The following is a 16,325-nucleotide window of genomic DNA, read 5'->3' on the forward strand; positions in this document are numbered from 1 at the left end:
CGCCGAACTATTTTGGACAAGGCCGCCAGGCCTGCCGCCGCCTGGATGGGCGCGCCGCAGAGGGCGTCGCCGGGCGCCCGGACGGCCAGCGGCTTTGACCGTCCGGGGGCGGCGCGCCCTAGCGCTTTCGGGCGGCTGTCTACTGCCGCGACCAGGTCTGCGACTTGCAGAAAATCTTCAGCGCGCAGCCGGTGAGCTTCATCGAGGCGCCGGTGACGGTGGCGCTGCCTGCATAGGTCTTGTCGGCCTTGGGGTCGGTGATCTCGCCCGAATACTTCTCGCCCGAACCGCTCATCTTGCCGATCTGGCGGCCCTTGGATTCGCCGGTGAGAAGGGTGATGCAATAGGCCCCGCCGCAGGCGGCGATGCTGGCGGTCTCGCCGCTGGCGGTCTTCCACTTGCCGACGACCGGCTCGGCGGCCTGGGCGCCGGCGACGGCGAGGAGGAGGGCGGCGAAGGTGAGGGCGGTGGTTTTCATGCAAGGTCTCCCGAGACGGAGAAGCCGGCGACCGCGTCGCTCTTGTCGCTTCCCTTGACGTAAGCGTAATTCAAGAGAGCCCGCGGCACCAAGCAAATTCTGCACCCCGGCCCGGAGCCCGCCGCCACTTAGGGGCAACGGTTTTTCCCGTGCTTCGTCGTCTGCATGGTTATGGAAGTGTTCACGCCCGGATGCATGAACATCTGTCCATGTTGTCGCAAGCGACTGCAATACAAGGCGTTGAGGCAGAGCAGCGCGAAGTGTTAGCAGAAGATGACCAGAGCATTTAACTCAAATTAGCCACGCCTTTTAGCGGAGTGTTCAAGCGAAGGCGGCATTCTCCAGGCATCGAAACAGGGCGGACGCAACCGCCGGACACCGACAGGGGAATATTCATGGCCCGCTTCGACTTCACCGACCACTCCACCGGCACCATCGGCGCCAGCTTCACCCCGAGCGCCGACGTGCTCTTCCAGATGGGCATCCTCTGCGCCTCGGGCCGCGACGGCGCCGTCGACCTCGTCGCCGCGCACATGTACCTGAACCTCGCCGACCGCGGCGGCGCCGAGGACGCGGCCTACCACCGCCAGCAGGTCGCCGCGCAGATGACCAAGCTGGAAATCGCCAAGGCCCTGCGCGCCGCGCGCGAATGGATCGCCTTCCACTGAGTTGACGCTTCGATGAAGTCCGGTCCCGCCGCTCCCGGCGACGCCGAGCTCAGTCCACTTTCTGCAAGGCGACGGCCAGCGCCGCCTCGAACAAGGCCATGTCGGCCTCGCGCCCGACGCTGACGCGGATCATCCGGTCGAGCGGGGCGACGCCCGGCATGCGGATGAAGACGCCCTCCTTCAGCACCTCGGTCAGGATCGCGCGGGCATAGGCCGCGTCGCGGCCGCAGTCGATGGCGACGAAATTCGTCGCCGAGGCGAGAGGTGTGAGCCCCGCCGCCAGGGCGATGCCCGTCAGCCGTTCGCGCGCCGACGCGATGCGCTCCACCGTCTGGCGCAGAAACTCCTGGTCGCCGAGCGCCGCCACCGCGCCGGCCTGCGCCATGCGCGATACGCCGAAATGATTGCGCACCTTATCGAACTGCCGGATCGAGCCGGGATCGCCGAAGGCATAGCCGACCCGCACGCCCGCCATGCCATAGGCCTTGGAAAAGGTCCGGAACCGCACGAGGTTCGGCCGGATGAGATCCTCCGGCGGCATCACGCCCGCGGGCGCCATGTCGCCATAGGCCTCGTCGAGGACGAGGATGGTCTCTTCGGGCACCTCCCGGATCAGCCGCTCGACCGCTTCGGCGGGGTGGAAGGAGCCGGTCGGATTGTCGGGATTGGCGAAGTAGACGAGCTTTGGCCGCGTCGCGCGCGCCCGCTCGAGCAGCGCGTCGATGTCCTCGAACAGAGCCGGCCGTTCGTCACGGTAGGGCACCATGTCGAGCACCGCGCCACGGCCGGCGACATGGTAGTTGAAGGTCGGGTAGGCGCCGCGCGAGGTCAGAACGCCGTCGCCGGCCTCTGTCGCCAGATGCACGAGATGGCCGAGCAGCCCGTCGATGCCCTCGCCGACGGTGATATTCTCCGGCTTCAGCCGGTGATGAGCGGCGAGCGCCGCCTTCAGCTCGGCCTGCTCGGGATCCCCATAGGCCCAGCTCTCCGCTGCTGCCGCCGCCATGGCCGCCACGACCTTGGGCGATGGTCCGAACACGCTCTCGTTCGCGCCCAGCCGCGCCTTGAAGGCGACCCCCGTCTGGCGCTCCAGCGCCTCCGGCCCCACGAAGGGGATCGTCGCCGGCAGAGAGCGGGCGAGGGGGGAGAAGAGCGGAGCGGTCATGGCGTTCTCGGCGGCAGGGGAAGACGGTGCCCGTTCTGCCGCGTTTCGGCGGCCGTGGCCAGTCGCCCAGGTGCGGCGGGACCTTTCGCCGACAGGCTCAGCCGTCGAGGCGCTGCAGCCCTGCGGCGAAGCGGCGGGCATTGTCGCGGTAGTGTATGGCCGAGGCACGGAGCGCGTCAGCCGCGGCGGCATCGAGATCGCGCACGGCTTTGGCCGGCGAGCCGACGATCAGCGAATGGTCGGGAAACTGCTTGCCCTCGGTGACGAGGGCGTTGGCGCCGACGATGGAGTTGGCGCCGATGACGGCGCCGTTGAGGATGGTCGCGCCCATGCCGATCAGCGTGTTCTCGCCGATCGTACAGCCATGCACGATGGCGCCGTGGCCGATGGTGCAGCTGGCGCCGATGGTGAGGGGAGAGCCGATGTCGCTGTGCAGCGTGGCATTGTCCTGGATGTTGGTGCCGGCGCCGATCTCCATCCACTCGTTGTCGCCGCGCAGCACCGCGCCGAACCAGATGCCGACGTTGTCGCCGAGCCGCACGCGACCAATCACCCGGGCCCCTTCCGCGACGAAGACGTCCGCCGCGATCTCGGGCGCCTGCCCGTCCAACGCATAGATTGCCATGAAACCCTCTCCGATTGGCCCACGAGCCTGCGGCAGCGACGCGGCCCGGTCAAGGCAGGGGGCCATGGCCGTCGTCGCGTCGGGCACGTCACGGGACGCGTCGGGTTCTAGCGGATCTCGTAGTGGATCGGCTTGAACGTTCCGCCGTTGCTGGCCGGGGCCGAGCAGGCGGTCAGCCCGACGATGAGGTCCATCTCGGCCCGGAAGACGATCCGGTCGCCGGCCTTGCTCAGCGGCGGCAGGACCTTGAACGTGCCGGTGACGCCGTCGACCGGCACGTTCATGAAGCAGTTGAAGGCGACGGGGATGGCGTCGTCCTCGATGCCGTAGGGTGCGAGAGCGGCGGCGAGGTTGCCGTGGCAACCGCGATGCGGCGGCTCGTTGTCATAGCACAGGCGAAACGTCGCCTCGCTGCATGGGGTGAGCAGAAAATCGTGGCGACCGACCGTGTCCTCGACGATCTCCAGCATGACGTTTGAGCGGTTGGAATAGAGCTTGTCGCCAGTGGTGAGGTAGATGCGCTCGGCATAATCAAGCGTGCGGCCGGAGGAGAGCATCTCGCGGATGTCGGCCTTGGCGATCGTCAGAAGGTCGGCCACCTGGCCGCCGAGTGGATCGATGACGGTCAGCATCTGCCCGGCCTTCACTTCGAAGGCGGCCCCGCTGCGCGGCGCGATTTCGGAGGGATGGTCGTGGGCGTGGCTCAACGGGAGACTTTCTGCTTGGCGGCTTCGGGGCCAGCCTGCTTCGGGCTGGAGAAGGGGCAGGCCCATTCCTCCGTGACGGCCCTCCCACTGTACTGGCGGGCTTCGGAGATCGTGCCGTGGCGCGCCAGCATCGGATTGATGTCGCCGGCGAGCTTGATGTCGCGGTCGAGGATGGCGGTGCGCAGCTTCTCGTAGCGGTTCTGCTCGCGCAGCATCTCGAACTGGGCGTGCAGGTTGAACACCATGGTCGGGTGGCGGAAGCGGCGCGCCGGGCGGCTGGCATGGGGGTGCAGGCCGACGACGAAGAACGCCTCGCCGCCAAAGCTCAGCGAAAAATGCGGATCGTCGGGGTCGTGGCTGACGCGCGGATCGTGCTCCTGCCCGCGCCAGGCATCCTTGTCGGCGAGCGACTGCACGCGCGCCCAGAGGTGGCGCTCGAATTCAGTCTCCGACAGATCGTCCGGCCCCTCGAAGACGACCGCGAAGCTGGTGAACAGCGTCGGCTCCTTGGCGTAGTCCCAGGCAAAGCGCATCAGCCTGTCCTGGATCTCGACGTCGTTCCAGGCGCTTTCGATCGAGCGGGCGGTGTAGACCGTCATGCGGCCCTTCTGCACGGCGGACTTCGCGCCGACGCAGGGAAAGTCCTGATCGAGGATAAAAGCCCGCAGATCGTCTTCCGCGCGAAAATCGGTCGTGGTGTCGGATTGCATCGTGACCCCAGGTCTAGCTCGTGGAGTCCGTGAACCCGGTCGGCCTGGGGTTGTTCCGTAGCTGCGACACGATGGTCAGTAGCCGGGACGGGACCGAGGCCGGTTCTGAGGGGCATCCGCGCGGCGTGTCAGACTTCCATCGGCATATTCGAGGTTGCCGGTCCGCACCAGCTCTGCGCAACTTCAGTGGCGGCGGACGGTCGCGCCCCTCCGCCCTCCGCTCGACGCCCAACCTGTCACCCTCATCCTGAGCCTGTCTAAGGACGAGGGTCGGCAATGCGCCTGAACGGCCGGCCTGCCCTTCGTCCCGCCGAATCTCTCCGAACATTGTGGTGAAAAATCCGCGGTGCCGACCCTCGTCCTTCGACAGGCTCAGGATGAGGGTGGTCGGGAAGCGCCCGGCAGCTTCAGCACATACTGAACACGTCGCATCCGACAGTCACCGTGCAGGCCCCATGCCGGCAGCTTTCGCCCCAGCAAGATAGGAGGGCGTTCGATGACCCTCTGCATGTCTTCGAAGACGCACTGGAGGTTTACCTGGCAACGCCTCCGACAAGCTCGGCCGTTTCGGCGGGACTGACGGCTTCGCGGCCGATCGTGCTCTCCGCCAACAAACCGGTTGAAATCTCCGCCCCATTCCCCGCCCGCCTTGCCTTCGCCGCGGGCTTTGCGCAGCAAGGAGCCCCGGCATGGCATGAAGGCGTCCTGGTGATCCGATTCCTGCACACCGCCGACTGGCAGATCGGCAAGCCGTTCGGCGCGTTCGACGCGGAAAAGCGCGGCGAGCTGAAGGCCGAGCGGTTCAAGACGGTCGAGCGGTTGGCGCGTCTGGCCGCCGAGCGGGCCTGCGACGCCGTGCTCGTCGCCGGCGACGCGTTCGACGACAACACCATCAGCGACCGCGAGATCCGCCGCACGCTCGACGCGATGGCGCATTTTGCCGGGCCTTGGGTGATGCTGCCGGGCAATCACGACGCCGCGCTCAGCGTTTCGGTCTGGACGCGGCTGCGCCGGCTCGGCCTGCCCGCGAACGTCATCCTCGCCGATGCGCCCGAACCGGTCGTGCTGCTGGACGGCCGGCTCGTCGTCCTCCCCGCGCCGCTGGTGCGCCGGCACGAGGGCGCGGACCTCACGGCCTGGTTCGACCGGGCGGAGACGCCGGCGTCCGCCATTCGCGTCGGCCTCGCCCATGGCTCGGTCGCCAACCGGCTGCCGGAAAAGGCCGAGAGCGGCAATCCCATCGCCGACGACCGCGCTGATAGGGCGCGGCTCGATTATCTCGCCCTCGGCGACTGGCACGGTCTTCTCGAAATCGCCCCGCGCACCTTCTACAGCGGCACGCCCGAGCCCGACCGCTACCCTGCCAACCGGCCGGGCCATGTCGCCCTCGTCGAGATCGATGCGCCCGGCGCTTCGCCCCGAGTCGAAGCCGTAGCCGTCTCGGGCTTTTTCTGGACGGCGCGGACGGTCTCGCTGCTCGGCGATACCGATGCGCTGGACGACGTGCTGGGCGCGATCGACATGCCCGGCCGCACGCTGGTCGATCTCCGCCTGTCGGGCAGCCTGCCGCTGCGCGGCCGGGTGGCGCTGGACGAGCGGCTGGAATTCTGGGGCGCGCGCTTCTTCGATCTCAGGGTCGACGACGCCGGCCTCGTCGACGAGCCGGACGCCGAAGACCTCGACCGCATCGATGTCGCCGGCTTCGTGCGCACCGCCATCGACCGGCTGCGCGAGCGGGCGGCGGACCCGGCCGACCCCGAGCGCGAGGCGGCCGCTCTGGCGCTGCGCATCGCCTATGTCGAGCATGTCCGGCTGGCGCCGGCGGCGGCGCCGCGCCCGGCACCGGGCGCGGCTGGACTGGCAGGTGCGCGGGCGGCAGGTGAGGTGACAGGCGAACCGGCAGAGGCTGGAATGTCGGATGCCGCGACGTCGTCGGGCATCAGCGAGACGACGACGGCCGACGACAGCGATCCGGCGGAGCCCTCGGCGCCTGCGTCAGCGGTTGCCGTCCCAGACGGAGGAGCCGTCTGATGTATCTGACTGCGCTGTCCCTGAAGGATTTCGCCGGCCTCGGCGCCGTTTCGCTCGAGGATTTCGAGCCGGGGCTGAACGTCATCGTCGGCGACAACGAGGCGGGCAAGTCGACGCTTCTGGTGGCGCTGCGCGCCGCCTTCTTCCAAAAACACCGCGCCGGCGGCGAGGCCGTGAAGGCGCTCGCGCCCTATGGCCGCACGGTGCGGCCGGAGATCAGCGTCGGCTTCACCACCGGCGGAACGGAGTACAGCCTGTCCAAGGGATTTCTGCAGCGGCCGGAGGCGGCGCTGTCCTGGCCCGGCGGGGCGCTGTCGGGCGATGCGGTCGAGGACAAGCTCGCCGAGCTCCTCGGTTTCGCCCATTCCAGCGGCGCCCGGCTGAAGCGCGACGAGCACCAGGGTGCCTTCGGCCTGCTCTGGGTCGAGCAGGGACGCTCGCACGAGCACGACCTCGACCTCGGCGTCGGCCGCAATGCCGTCACCGCCTCGCTCGAAGGCGAGATCGGCCAGATCCTCGGCGGCGAACGCGGGCGCTCGCTCTTGGCGGCCGCGGAGGCGCGGCAGGCGGTCTTCTTCACCGCGACAGGCCGGCCGAGCGGAACAAGCCCGCTGGTCGAAGCGGAAAAGCGCCTGCAGGCGCTGCGGGCGGAACTGGCCGAGCGGCTGTCGGCGCGCGACGCCTATGAGGAAAAGATCGAGCGCCTGCGTCGCCGCCGCGAGGTGTTGAAGACCTATCTCGACGACGATGCCGTGGCCAAGGCGGAAGCGGCGGTGGATGCGGCCGAGGCCGAGTCGCGCGCCGTCGAGGGCTTTGCCGCCGCCCACGACGGCGCCCGGCGCGATCTTGAAGCCGCGGAAGCGCGCCGGGCCGCCGCGGCCGAGCGGCTGGCGGCACGCGAGCGGCTCGCCAAGGCGCTCGCCGAGGCGACGGCGCGGCGCGATGCGGCGGCGGTGGGGCTGGAGGATCTGCGCCGGTCGCAGGCGGCCGAGCGCGCCGAACTCGTCCGGCTGGAGGCCGCGCGAACGGCGGCCCGCGCCGATTTCGCCGAAGCCGAGGCGGCGCACGAGGCCGGCCTGGCGCGCGCGGATTTTCAGCGCGTGTCGGCCGAGATCACCCGGCTCGAGGCCCGCATCGCCGAGGCCGCCGCGCTGGAGAAGCGTCTCGCCGAGCTCGGCGCCGCGCCCGCCCAGCGCCTCGACCGCGCCGCCCTGAAGGGGCTGGAAGCGGCCGAGCAGGCGCGCCGCGAGGCCGAAATCCGCATGGCGGCGACGGCGCCGACGGTCACCTTCGCACCCGATGCCGGGGCCAGCGTCCGCACCGCCGACGGCTCCCCTCTGGCCGGAGGCACGGCGCTGCCGGTGCTCGCCCGCAGCGCCTACGATCTCTCGGGTTTTGGCCGCGTGACCATCGAGCCGGGCGGCGATGCGGCCCAACTGCGCCGCGCCTTCGACGAAGCGGCGGCGGCGCTGCAGGCGCTGCTCGCGCGCCACCGCGTGTCCAGCCTCGACGATTTCCGCCAGAAACTGCGCGCGGCGGAAGAGCAGGCGAACGCGACGGCGCTCCTGAAGACGCAGCTCGCCACCCTGCTGCCGGAAGGCATGGCCGCGGCAGCCGCCGCATTGGCGGCGCAGAAAGCGGCGCTGGCGCTTCTGCCGGCCGGCGACGAAGCAACGGGCCCAGCCAGTGCGACCGGCGCGACTGGCGCGACCAACGAGGTCGAAGCGAAGGGTGCTGCCCTCCCGGCAGTTGGCGCGGCGGCTGCCGGCATGCCCGGCCTGTCGACGGACGACGCGACGGCGGCGCGCGCCCGGCGGCGCGAGGCCGAAACGTGCCGGGCGGCGGCGGACGCGGCGGTGGAGGCGGCGCGCAAGCTGGGTGCAGCCCTCGACCAGCGTCTGGCCCGGACCGAGGCCGAGGCCGAGCATCTCGCACGCACCGCCAGTGATCTTGCGGCGCAGCGGGCCGCGGCCGAAGAAGGGCGCACGGCCGCGGCGCTGGCCGAAGACCTCGCCGCCGCCGATGTCGACCGCAGCGCCAAGGCGGCCGTCGTCGCTTTGCGCCGGCGCGCCCTCGATGCCGCCGATCCCGAGACCGTCGCCCGCTCGCTTCTGGCCCGGCGCCGCGCGCTCGATGAAATCCGCCGCACCGTCGCCGGCCTGCGCGAAGAGACTTCGGCGCTGGAAGGCGAGCTTCGGGCGGAAGGCCTCTCCTCGCTCGGCGAGGATATCGCGCGGCTGGAGGGCGAGAGCGAGGCGCTGGCGGGGCGCGTGCGACGTCTGACTCTGGAGGCCGCGGCCTCGAAACTTCTCCACACCGAACTCTGCGCCGCCCAGCGCGCCGCGCGCGAGCACTGGCTCGGGCCGATCAAGGCGCAGGTCGCGCCCTTCCTGCGGCTGATCCATCCGGAAAGCGAGATCGCCTTCGACGACGCCTCGCTCGCTATCACCGGGCTGAACCGGCGGGGCGTCGCCGAGGAGTTCAAGCGCCTGTCGGCCGGCGCCCGCGAGCAGGTCGCCGTGGTGACCCGGCTGGCGCTGGCGACGGTGCTGAAGCGCGGCGGCCATCCGGCGCTGGTGATCCTGGACGATGCCCTCGTCAACACCGACGAGGAGCGCCTGAAACGCATGCACCTTGTGTTGCAGAAGGCGGCCGAGGCGATGCAGATCGTCGTCCTCACCTGCCGCGAGCGCGATTTCCGCGATCTCGGCGGCAAGATGTTCCGGCTGTAGGCTTCGCGAAAAGAGCTCGGCTGTCGCAACAGGCCATCCCGTCAGGAGCGGGCTGCCGGCCGCTTCGCGCGCCTCGACCGGCTCGCCCAAAACTCCTCGCCATTCCCGACTTCTGTTGTCCCGCCAATGCCCTAGGTCTGTCGCAGGCGTCACTGACATTAGGCGGGACTTTCCATGCTGACCTTTCTCGGGCGGATCTTTTTCCTCCTCGCCGCCGGCCTGGGGCTCGGCGCCCTCTGCGGTCGGTCCTCCCGCCACCGCCGGCCCCTGGCCGCGCCGCCACCGGTCAGGCGCCCCGAGGCCGGGGGTGATGCATCGGCCGCGGCGCTTCAAGCAGGGTCGGTCGCCGGCGAGACGGGCCCGGAGACGGGCGGTCTTGCCGCGGAAAAGGCCGAACCCGTCGCTGCCCAGGCGGAAAGCACGCCGTCCGACCCGGTCGCCGACGGCCGCGCGGAGGCGGGAGCGAAGGACGCGCCTCTCGAGGGATCGTCGATCCCGGCCGTCTTCGGAAGCTTTGGCGGCAGTGCTGTCTCGGCGGCCGTTGCTGGGAGGGCGCCGGTGGACGGTGTTTTGGGCGTCGATGCGGACATCGAACCCGTGGCAGATGCCGCCGAGACCGGATCGGATACGCCTGAGGCACCGGACCTCGCCGAACCCCACCCGCATGGCCCGACGCCCCCGGCATCGCAGAGGGCGGGGCTCAAGGTCGATGCCCTGGCGAAGAAGCACGGCTCCGCGGCTTTCGACCGCGACGTGAAAAGCGTCGATTTTGCGCGTCCGGCAGGGCCCGCCTGGCCGCACAGCAGCGCCGATGCGCCCGATGACGGTTGGACCGTGCCGGACGCGGCGACGGACCATCGCGTGGCCGTGGCGACGGACAGTCCGGCCGCCTTTAAGGGCAGCGGGGGTGCCGCGCCCCTGCGGGGCGCGCCGGAAGGAGAGGACGACGCCACCGCGCCACAAGTGGATGCGGAAGCGGCGGATGACGCGACCGCGCCCCGTCGGGATGCGGCGGAAGAGGGCGGCACCGCCCGTCCCGAGCCGTCGGTCGACAGGCGGGGGACCGGCGCCGACGGCGTCGATGACGGGCGGGACATGCCGCTCTCCACCGACGGCACCGGGCGGGTCCTGGCCCAGGCACCTGCTCCTCCCGAGCCCTCGCCGATCGACGCGGCGGCTCTGGCGGCCGCCCCCGGAAGCCTCGATGCGCCCCGCGACGGCTTGCCCGACGACCTCACCCGGATCGCCGGCATCGGCCCCTCGATCGAGCGCCTGCTGTTTTCCCAGGGCATCTTTCATTTCGGCCAGATCGCCGCCTGGAATGCGGACGATGTCCGCTGGGCCGACAGGCTCACCGGCTTCGACGGCCGCGCGGACCGCGAGAAATGGGTCGAGCAGGCGAAGCGGCTCGAGGCCGAGGCGGGGGAGTAGGGAGCGGAGCGGGGAAGGGCTGGCCGGTGACGGCGGGGGCGGAGCGGGGAGGGCGAACCGGGCGCCGACCGTGGGGCGCTGCGCCGACGCTGCTTCTTCTCCCCAACGGGGAGAAGGTCGCGGCAGCGGGATGAGGGGCGACGAAGCCGGCGGCCTTTTCAGAGATAGCCGATGCCGTCGCCGCCTTCGGCGCCCCTCATCGGCCTGCCGGCCACTTCTCCCCGGAGGGGAGAAGAAGCAGCGTCGATGCTGCTTCTTCGTCTCTGGCCCTTACCCCTGATCTTGTCGAAGGCGGCGGCCATGAGCGGCTGCTTCGGCGATGTGCCGACCCTCGTGGTTCGACAGGCTCACCATGAGGGTGATGCGGGGGTGACGGGGAGGGAGTGACGGGTAGAGCGGGGCCGTGATCGCATCAGGACGTGATCCCGAAAGGTGGCTTGCGGCTTTCGGAGATCATGCAAGGACTAACGCCGGCTTACTCCGCCATGGCGCCGTCGTGTTCCTCGGAGCGGGCGAGCCATTCCTCCTCGATGGCGCCGAGGCTCTTCACGGCGTCGGCGCGCTTCTTGGCGTAGTCGCTCGCCGTCGCGGGATCGCGCGTGTAGAGCGCGACGTCGGCGAGCTTTTCGTCGAGATCGCCGATCGCCGTCTGGAGCTTCTGCATCTTCGCCTCCAGCGCCTTGATTTCGCGGCGCAGCGGCGCCAGCGTCTCGCGCTTGGCAGCCGCGTCGCGGCGCTGGTCGACCTTGGTGGTCTTGCTGTCGTCGGCTGCGCCCTTGCCCTCGCCGCCGCGGTGGGCGGCGAGGATCAGCTGCTTGTACTCGTCGAGATCGCCCTCGTAGCGCTTCACCGTGCCTTCGCCGACGATCCAGAGACGGTCGACCGTCGCCTCGACCATGTGGCGGTCATGGCTGATCAGGATCACGGCGCCCGGAAAATCGTTCAGCGCCCGCACCAGGGCCTCGCGCGAGTCGATGTCGAGATGGTTCGTCGGCTCGTCGAGGATGAGGAGGTTCGGCGCGTCGAAGGTGGCGAGACCCATCAAGAGGCGCGCCTTCTCGCCGCCGGAGAGGTCGTCGGCGGGCGTGTCCATCTTCTGCGTGGCGAGCCCCATCTTGGCGACGCGGCCGCGGACCTTCGCCTCCGGCGCGTCGGGCATCAGCCGGCGGACGTGCTGGACGGCGCTCTCGGCGGGCCGGAGGTCGTCGATCTGGTGCTGGGCGAAGAAGGCGATCTTCAGCCCCGGCGCCCGCGTCACCTCGCCCGACTGCGCGGTCAGCCGTTCGGCGAGCAGCTTGGCGAAGGTCGACTTGCCGTTGCCGTTGGCGCCGAGCAAAGCGATTCGGTCGTCGGTGTCGATCCTGAGCGTCAGGTTGGAAAGGATCGGCTTGGCGTCGCCATAGCCGACCGACACCTTTTCCATCTTGATGATCGGCGAGGCCGGGCGCTTTTCCGGCGGCTCGAAGGAGAAGGGCACGACGCCTTCCTCGATCACCGAGGCCAGCGGCTTCATCCGCTCCAGCGCCTTCAGCCGGCTCTGCGCCTGCTTGGCCTTGGTCGCCTTGGCGCGAAAACGCTCGACGAAGGCCTCCATGTGCTTGCGCTCGGCGTCCTGCTTCACCTTGGCCTTCTGGAGGTGCTCCATCTTCTCGGCGCGCTGGCGCTCGAACTGGTCGTAGGAGCCGCGGTAGAAGACGAGCTTCTTCTGGTCGAGATGGACGATGGCGTTGACCGCGTTGTTGAGGACGTCGCGGTCATGGCTGATGATGATGACGGTGTAGGGATAGCGCGCGACGAAGTTCTCCAGCCACAGCGTGCCTTCGAGGTCGAGATAGTTCGTCGGCTCGTCGAGGAGGAGGAGGTCGGGGCGCGAGAACAGCACGGCGCCGAGCGCGACGCGCATGCGCCAGCCGCCGGAAAAGCTGGAGGCCGGGCGCGCCTGCGCCGCAGCATTGAAGCCGAGGCCGGACAGGATCGCCGCCGCCCGCGCCTCGGCCGAATGCGCCTCGATGTCGGTGAGGCGGATCTGGATGTCGGCGATGCGCGAGGGATCGCTCGCCGTCTCGGCCTCGGCCATGAGCGCCAACCGCTCCTCGTCCGCCTTCAGCACGATTTCGAGCAGCGACTCTTCCGTCCCCGGCGCTTCCTGCGCGACCTGGCCGATGCGGGTGTTCTTCGGGAACGACACGGACCCGCTCTCGGAGGCGAGATCCCCCGTGATCACCCGGAACAGCGTCGACTTGCCCGCGCCATTGCGCCCGACGAGGCCTGCCTTGGTGCCGGCCGGCAGCGTCAGCGTCGCATGGTCGATGAGGAGGCGTCCGGCGACGCGCGCGGAAAGGTCTGTGATCTGCAGCATGACAGGCTTTTGCCACGCCGGCGGGCGGCGGGGAAGGGCGTTGTTGGGGGACGGAGGAATGTGTATAATATTCGATAATCTACACATAGAGGGGTGTTGACCCATGCGAACCAATATCGAAATCGATGACGCCCTGATGCAGGCCGCGATGACGGCCGGGGGATTCTCCACCAAGCGGGAAACCGTCTCCGCTGCCCTCGACCTGTTCGTGCGAACCAGAAAGGTCGAGGCAGGCTATGCGAAGGCACAGCGCGATCTGCTGGCTCTGAGGGGGCAGATCGAGTGGGAGGGCGATCTTGATGCGCTGAGACGTGACGGATGATCCTTTGCGATACCTCGGCGTGGATCGAGCATTTCCGTGGTGCCGACTCCGCCCTTGCTGACGAGGTCGCAGACGGTTTGCGCCATGGCCTCCTCATCGTCGGCGACCTCATCCTCGTGGAAGTTCTCCAGGGCATCCGTATCGATGCTCAGCGTCGGCGCGTTGCTCAGATCATGGCGGATTGCCGAAACGAACCGCTCTGCGGAACAGACATGGCCCACCTCGCAGCAGCCAATTATCGTGCTTTGCGACAACGGGGGATCACGGTTCGCGGGACGATCGACGTCATCATCGCCAGCTGGTGCATCCGGTATGAGGTGAAGCTTTTGCACAACGACCGCGAGTTTTGGGCCATGGAAGCAGCGCTGGGGCTCAATCGATACTGAGCCATCGGTCTGCGCCTGGCGGAACCCGGTCCGGTTGGAGCGGCGGCCCGCTGGCGGGCAGCCGGCCATTCCCTCGGAGAAGTCCGCCCCGCCCGAGCGTTCAGCCCTTTGCGGGAATACGCGCGACGACCTTGATCTCGAAATCGAAGCCGGAAAGCCAGGTGACGCCGATCGCCGTCCAGGCCGGGTAGGGCGCCTGCGGGAAGGCGCCACCCTTGGCCGCCATGACGGTGGGGAACTGGTTCTCCGGGTCGGTATGGAACGTCGTCACGTCGACGACGTCGTCGAAGCTGCCGCCGGCGGCCACCAGGATGGCTTCCAGGCTGGCGAAGGCCAGCTGGACCTGCTGGGCAAAATCGGGCTCCGGCGAGCCGTCCGGACGGCTGCCGACCTGGCCGGAGACGAACAGTAAATCACCCGAGCGGATCGCGGGGGAGTAGCCATGGGCCTCGTAGAGGGCGTGGCGGTTCGGCGGGAAAACGGCGTCGCGTGTCGACATGGGACGATCCTTTGCGCTGCGTGTTGGGCCGGGCCCTCTGGCGCTTTCGGGCCGGCGGGGGCTTCGTGGCGTTCCGCGATGTGATATACGGAATGCATGTGAAACTACAGAATACGGAGCGTATGTCAAATGACATGCGGCGTGTATGTGAAAGGGAGAGGGCGTTTGGCACCACGACGGCGCAGCGAGACAAGGGAGGAAAACCGCGGGCGATTGCTCTCGGCGGCACGCCGCGCCTTCGCCGCCAAGGGCTTTGCCGCGGCGTCGATGGACGAGCTGACGGCGGAGGCCGGGCTGACGCGCGGCGCGCTCTACCACAATTTCGGTGACAAGACGGGCCTGCTGGCCGCCGTGGTCGCAGAGGTCGACGGCGAGATGGCGGCGCGGGCGCACGAGGCCGGTGCGGCCGCGCCGAGCGCCTGGGAGGGCCTTCTGGCCGAGGGCGCGGCCTATATCGGCATGGCGCTCGAGCCGGAAGTGCGCCGGATCGTGCTGCTCGACGGGCCGGCCTTTCTCGGCGACCCCTCGACGTGGCCGAGCCAGAACGCCTGCCTGGAGATGACGCGCGAAGCGGTCGCGGGCCTGATCGCCGACGGCGTCGTCAGGCCGGTGGACGTCGAGGCGGCCGCGCGGCTTCTCAGCGGCGCGGCGATGAACGCGGCGCTCTGGGTGGCCGCCAGCGACGCGCCGCACGCGGCCCTGCCGAGGGCGATCGAGGTCTTCCGGCTCATGGCAGCAGGCCTTCTGGCGGAGCGGCCGAACGCCTGAGGCGCCGTTCCCGTCACGCCTGCCGCGCGGGCCGCGCCCCTTACTCCAGCCCCACCCCCGTCTCGCGCTGAAACAGCACCAGGTCGAGGCTCGGCGCGTCGCGGTGGAAGCCGGTGAGGATCGCGTGCGCCTGGCCGCGGTGGTGGGTCTGGTGGTTGAAGAGGTGGCTGAGCGTCGGGCCGAGTTTCTGGGTGATGATGCGCGGCGTGGTGATCGGCTGGTAGCTGAAGGTCTTCACCAGCGCGGCTTCGCTCAGCCCGTCGACATAGGCGAGAAGCCGCGCGTCCTCCTTCGCGCGCTCGGCGCGCAGGGTGGGAAGATCCTTGTGCAGGATGACGTCCAGCGCCGTCGGGGAGGGGCCTTCGCCGGTGAAGCGGCGCAGCCAGATGCGGTCGGTGACGAGGAGGTGGTTCAGCGTGCCCATCATCGAGCCGAAGAAGACGCCGCGATCCTCCGTGAATTTGTGCGGCGAGAGTTCCGCCGCGGCGGCGTAGACCCGGTCGTTGGCCCAGCCGTTGTAGCGGGCGAACATGCGGCAGATGTCGTGGAACATGGGTTCGGGTCCTGTGGGAAAAGGGCGGCCACCGCGGTATGACGGCGTGATTTCGGGCATATTCGTGGCCGGAATTCAACCGGGCCCCAATGCCATCAAGGGCCGACGTCAACCAAGGGATCGAGCCATGAGCATCCTTCTTTACGAACTCGTCGGCGCCGACGCCGCCCGGCCGTTCTCGCCGCACTGCTGGAAGGCGCGCATGGCGCTCGCGCACAAGGGCCTCGGCTTCGCCACGGTGCCGGTTCCCTTCACCGAGGTGCCGACGGTCGAGGACGGTTTCGCCACCATCGTGCCGGTGATCCGCGACGGCGACCACCGCGTCGCCGACTCCTTCGCCATCGCCGAATATCTCGACGCCGCCTATCCCGACCGGCCGACGCTGTTCGGCGGCGAGGGCGGCCGGGCGCTGTCGCGCTTCGTCGAGAGCTGGACGCAGCGCACCATCCACCCCTTCGTCTCGACCTCGCGCGCCCTCGTCTCCATCCACGACAGCCTGGCCGAGCCGGACCGGGTCTATTTCCGCCAGACCCGCGAAAAGGTCTTCGGCAAGCCCCTCGAGGAGGTCGTCGTCGGCGACGAGGCGCGGCTCGAGGAGTTCGGCAAGAAGCTGAACCCCTTGCGCTCGCTCCTGGAGAAGCAGGCCTTTCTCGGCGGCGACACGCCGTTGTTTGCCGACTACATCGTCTTCGGCGCCTTCCAGTGGCTGCGCGTCGTTACGCCTTGGCAGGTTCTGGAGGCCAAGGATCCCGTCGCCGCCTGGTTCGAGCGCTGTCTCGATCTCCACGGCGGCGAGGGCCGCAAGGTCTCGGCGGCAGCCTGACGCCGGGCGCCCGGTCCCGCCGCCGCGCGGCGGCGTGATCGCGGCGGCTTGCCGCCCGGGGCGGGCGC

The 16,325-nt window shown here is 69.4% G+C and carries 17 protein-coding genes; 8 read left to right on the top strand and 9 right to left on the bottom strand.

Going from position 1 to position 16,325, the window contains the following annotated elements:
- Positions 1–139: 139 nt before the first annotated feature.
- A complete protein-coding gene (locus IEX88_RS07365) occupies positions 140–478 on the bottom strand; it encodes a DUF2147 domain-containing protein (protein WP_188849951.1) in 339 nt (112 codons plus the stop codon).
- A gap of 395 nt (positions 479–873) precedes the next feature.
- Between IEX88_RS07365 and IEX88_RS07370 the strand changes: the two genes are divergently transcribed.
- Positions 874–1,146 (top strand): sel1 repeat family protein, encoded by a 273-nt coding sequence (locus IEX88_RS07370; protein WP_188849952.1) that lies wholly within the window; start codon positions 874–876, stop codon positions 1,144–1,146.
- A 49-nt stretch (positions 1,147–1,195) separates the two neighbouring features.
- Here the strand turns inward: IEX88_RS07370 and IEX88_RS07375 are convergent, their stop codons facing one another.
- The 4 genes from IEX88_RS07375 to gntA all read right to left on the bottom strand — a co-directional run bounded on the left by IEX88_RS07375 (position 1,196) and on the right by gntA (position 4,353).
- Positions 1,196–2,311: a pyridoxal phosphate-dependent aminotransferase gene (locus IEX88_RS07375; RefSeq protein WP_188849953.1), complete on the bottom strand. Its 1,116-nt coding sequence runs from the start codon at positions 2,309–2,311 to the stop codon at positions 1,196–1,198.
- Positions 2,312–2,408: 97 nt separating this feature from the next.
- Complete coding sequence (locus tag IEX88_RS07380; RefSeq protein ID WP_188849954.1) at positions 2,409–2,936, bottom strand: gamma carbonic anhydrase family protein; 528 nt, start codon at positions 2,934–2,936, stop codon at positions 2,409–2,411.
- A 107-nt stretch (positions 2,937–3,043) separates the two neighbouring features.
- Positions 3,044–3,643, bottom strand: a complete 600-nt coding sequence (locus tag IEX88_RS07385; RefSeq protein WP_244639929.1) for a DUF1989 domain-containing protein — start codon at positions 3,641–3,643, stop codon at positions 3,044–3,046.
- Positions 3,640–4,353, bottom strand: coding sequence for a guanitoxin biosynthesis heme-dependent pre-guanitoxin N-hydroxylase GntA (gntA, locus tag IEX88_RS07390; protein WP_188849956.1), 714 nt, complete (start codon positions 4,351–4,353; stop codon positions 3,640–3,642). The genes IEX88_RS07385 and gntA overlap by 4 nt, the downstream gene beginning before the upstream one ends.
- Before the next feature lie 708 nt (positions 4,354–5,061).
- On the opposite strand from gntA, the gene IEX88_RS07395 reads away from it, so the two are divergent.
- The 3 genes from IEX88_RS07395 to IEX88_RS07405 all read left to right on the top strand — a co-directional run bounded on the left by IEX88_RS07395 (position 5,062) and on the right by IEX88_RS07405 (position 10,547).
- On the top strand, positions 5,062–6,384 hold the full coding sequence (locus IEX88_RS07395) for a DNA repair exonuclease (RefSeq protein WP_244639932.1): 1,323 nt from the start codon (positions 5,062–5,064) through the stop codon (positions 6,382–6,384).
- Positions 6,384–9,116, top strand: a complete 2,733-nt coding sequence (locus IEX88_RS07400) for an AAA family ATPase (protein WP_188849957.1) — start codon at positions 6,384–6,386, stop codon at positions 9,114–9,116. The genes IEX88_RS07395 and IEX88_RS07400 overlap by 1 nt, the downstream gene beginning before the upstream one ends.
- A gap of 174 nt (positions 9,117–9,290) precedes the next feature.
- Positions 9,291–10,547 carry a helix-hairpin-helix domain-containing protein gene (locus IEX88_RS07405; RefSeq protein WP_188849958.1) on the top strand — a complete coding sequence of 419 codons (1,257 nt, stop codon included), beginning with the start codon at positions 9,291–9,293 and terminating at the stop codon, positions 10,545–10,547.
- A 158-nt stretch (positions 10,548–10,705) separates the two neighbouring features.
- Here IEX88_RS07405 and IEX88_RS07410 read toward each other — a convergent pair whose 3' ends face one another.
- Entirely contained in the window at positions 10,706–10,849 is a 144-nt protein-coding gene (locus IEX88_RS07410) for a hypothetical protein (protein ID WP_188849959.1), read from the bottom strand.
- Between the two features lie 173 nt (positions 10,850–11,022).
- The gene (locus IEX88_RS07415; protein WP_188849960.1) at positions 11,023–12,906 is read right to left on the bottom strand and encodes an ABC-F family ATP-binding cassette domain-containing protein; all 1,884 of its coding nucleotides are present in this window, start codon (positions 12,904–12,906) and stop codon (positions 11,023–11,025) included.
- A gap of 103 nt (positions 12,907–13,009) precedes the next feature.
- Between IEX88_RS07415 and IEX88_RS07420 the strand changes: the two genes are divergently transcribed.
- A complete protein-coding gene (locus IEX88_RS07420) occupies positions 13,010–13,228 on the top strand; it encodes a type II toxin-antitoxin system VapB family antitoxin (protein WP_188849961.1) in 219 nt (72 codons plus the stop codon).
- Positions 13,225–13,614 (top strand): type II toxin-antitoxin system VapC family toxin, encoded by a 390-nt coding sequence (vapC, locus tag IEX88_RS07425; protein ID WP_188849962.1) that lies wholly within the window; start codon positions 13,225–13,227, stop codon positions 13,612–13,614. The genes IEX88_RS07420 and vapC overlap by 4 nt, the downstream gene beginning before the upstream one ends.
- A gap of 100 nt (positions 13,615–13,714) precedes the next feature.
- Here the strand turns inward: vapC and IEX88_RS07430 are convergent, their stop codons facing one another.
- Positions 13,715–14,113, bottom strand: a complete 399-nt coding sequence (locus IEX88_RS07430) for a RidA family protein (RefSeq protein ID WP_188849963.1) — start codon at positions 14,111–14,113, stop codon at positions 13,715–13,717.
- A gap of 165 nt (positions 14,114–14,278) precedes the next feature.
- On the opposite strand from IEX88_RS07430, the gene IEX88_RS07435 reads away from it, so the two are divergent.
- A complete protein-coding gene (locus tag IEX88_RS07435) occupies positions 14,279–14,881 on the top strand; it encodes a TetR/AcrR family transcriptional regulator (protein WP_505625250.1) in 603 nt (200 codons plus the stop codon).
- Between the two features lie 40 nt (positions 14,882–14,921).
- Here the strand turns inward: IEX88_RS07435 and IEX88_RS07440 are convergent, their stop codons facing one another.
- On the bottom strand, positions 14,922–15,434 hold the full coding sequence (locus IEX88_RS07440; protein ID WP_188849965.1) for a DinB family protein: 513 nt from the start codon (positions 15,432–15,434) through the stop codon (positions 14,922–14,924).
- Between the two features lie 127 nt (positions 15,435–15,561).
- Between IEX88_RS07440 and IEX88_RS07445 the strand changes: the two genes are divergently transcribed.
- On the top strand, positions 15,562–16,257 hold the full coding sequence (locus IEX88_RS07445; RefSeq protein WP_188849966.1) for a glutathione S-transferase family protein: 696 nt from the start codon (positions 15,562–15,564) through the stop codon (positions 16,255–16,257).
- Positions 16,258–16,325: the final 68 nt, after the last annotated feature.

Origin of the sequence: Aureimonas glaciei (assembly GCF_014643375.1) — a bacterium.
GTDB lineage: Bacteria > Pseudomonadota > Alphaproteobacteria > Rhizobiales > Rhizobiaceae > Plantimonas > Plantimonas glaciei.